A 2,001-nucleotide genomic window follows, 5' to 3' on the forward strand; every position below is an offset into this window, starting at 1 on the left:
GGGGACGGGGGCGGGCCGCGAGGTCGATCCGCCCTCCGGGATCGACACGGGGGCCCCGGTTCCGGGGGCGCCATCGGCGTCGGCGGGCCCGGCGGCCATCAAGCGCTGGGTGGCGCGGCGGGCGCGGCGCTTGATGTACCAGGTGCTCAGGGCCCCGGCGAGCACGGCGAGCAGCAGGCCGATCCAGGAGAACCGGTGCAGCCACTCCTGGGCGATCACCCCCAGGTAGTAGACCACCGCGGTGGTGCCCCCGGCCCACAGGACCCCACCGGGCAGGTCCGCGGCGAGGAACTTCCCGTAGGGCATGCGCAGCACCCCGGCCAGGGGGCCGGCGAAGATGCGCAGGAGGGCGACGAAGCGGCCGAAGAAGACCGCCCAGGCGCCCCAGCGGTCGAAGGCGCGCTCGGCCGTGGCGATGTTCGACTCGGAGAAGTGGTGGGGGAATCTTCGTCCGAGTCGGGTGAACAGGGGTCTGCCGCCCTTGCGCCCGATGAGGTACCCGAGGGAGTCCCCGACACAGGCGCCGAAGGTGGCGCACACCCCCACCCACAGGGGGTCCACGACTCCCTGGGAGGCGAGCAGCGCTCCACTGACGAGGATGATCTCACCCGGCAGGGGGACGCCGAGCATCTCGATCAGAATGACGACGGTGACCAGCGTGTATACCGCCAGCGGCGGAATCGTCGCCAGCCATGCCTGGATCTCCACCCGCCGGTCCTCCCGTGTCCCGTGCCGCTTCCCGGCGTGGCGCCCGACGGCGCACGCGGGAAGCCTAACCGATGCCCGGGGTCACCCCGGGGCGTCGGCTTCTCCCCCGCCGCCGGGTGCCGCGGCCGGCGGGGCACCGGGGCGCAGCGTCCAGACGACGGTCATCGAGGCGGTGGCGGCGCCGTCGGCCCGGGTGATGGTGATCCGGACGGGGAACTCGGGGCGGGTCCCACCGTCGAGCTCGGTCTCCACCTCGGCGGCGGGACGCCCGAGTTCGGCGGTGGCCACGAGCTCTCCCGTCGCGAACCTGTGGTAGGCGATCTCCGCGCGGACGGCCAGGGGAACGGCGCGGTCCAGCAGGTGTCCGAAGGCCGCGAGGACGACGGCACCGCTCGCGCTCTCCGCGAGGGTGAAGGCCGCCCCGGCGTGTGGTCCCCCGAGGTGGTTGTGGTGGGCGGGTCGATCCGGGAGCACGACGACGGCCCGGTCGGGACCGGCCTCGACGACCTCGAGACCGAGGGTGCGCGCCAGGGGGACGGCGTTGATCAATCGTTCGCCCACGGGGGGTCGGGGTCCGCTCATGGCCGGATATTACCAACGAGTAGCCACAGGGGAAGAGCGCCCGCTCCCCCGTTTTCCGCTCCCCCGCCGCCCTCAGCGCAGCTCGAAGGTGCCGGGCGGCGGGGCCGGCGAGGGGGCCGCCTCCTCCTCCGCCGGGGGGCGGGCGTCCCCGATCAACCGGTCGACCTCCTCGCCGAGCACCAGCCGGGCCGGGAAGGGATCGGCGGCCACCCGTCGAGCCGGTTCCGTCACGTCCAGGGGACGGTGCGAGGCGACCACCACGAGATTGCCGTACCGGCGCCCCCGCAGCACGGAGGGCTCGGCGATCACGTGGACGTGGGCGAAAACCTCCCGCGCCGCCGCGAGCTGGGAACGCGCGAAGTCCAGGGGGGCGGCGTCGGCCAGGTTGGCGACGTGCACGCCCCCGGGCCGTACGGCCCGCGCGGCGGCCCGGGCGAATCCGACGGTGGTGCACCGGGCGGGGATCCGGTTGCCCGCCCACACGTCGGCGATCACCACGTCCACCCCGTTCTCCGGCACCTCCTCCAACGCGTCGCGGGCGTCGGCGACCCGGATCCGGATGGGGGCGTCCGACGGAAGCGGCAGGTGCTCGCTCACCAGGGCGGCCAGTGCCGCGTCGTGCTCGACCACCACCTGCCGGGAGCCGGGCCGCCGATGCTGCACCCACCGGGGCAGGGTCAGAGCCCCCCCGCCCAGGTGGAGGGCTGTCTC

Annotated in this window: 3 protein-coding genes; all 3 read right to left on the reverse strand. The window is 74.6% G+C overall.

Features of this window, described 5'->3' with window-relative positions; all coding sequences use genetic code 11:
• The coding region (locus tag FOE67_RS24025; RefSeq protein WP_182666932.1) for a DedA family protein at positions 1–708 on the reverse strand (708 nt) is incomplete at its 3' end.
• Between the two features lie 81 nt (positions 709–789).
• The gene (locus FOE67_RS24030) at positions 790–1,290 is read right to left on the reverse strand and encodes a DUF4442 domain-containing protein (RefSeq protein WP_182666933.1); all 501 of its coding nucleotides are present in this window, start codon (positions 1,288–1,290) and stop codon (positions 790–792) included.
• A gap of 72 nt (positions 1,291–1,362) precedes the next feature.
• Positions 1,363–2,001, reverse strand: a 639-nt coding sequence (locus tag FOE67_RS24035; RefSeq protein ID WP_182666934.1) for a spermidine synthase, incomplete at its 5' end; no start/stop codon positions are given.

This window comes from Streptomyces calidiresistens (genome assembly GCF_014141525.1).
Classification (GTDB): Bacteria; Actinomycetota; Actinomycetes; order Streptomycetales; family Streptomycetaceae; genus Streptomyces; species Streptomyces calidiresistens.

What these genes read in the sequence shown, in the direction of transcription:
- FOE67_RS24030 (WP_182666933.1), bottom strand. Translation starts at nt 1,290, where the DNA reads ATGAGCGGACCCCGACCCCCCGTGGGCGAACGATTGATCAACGCCGTC.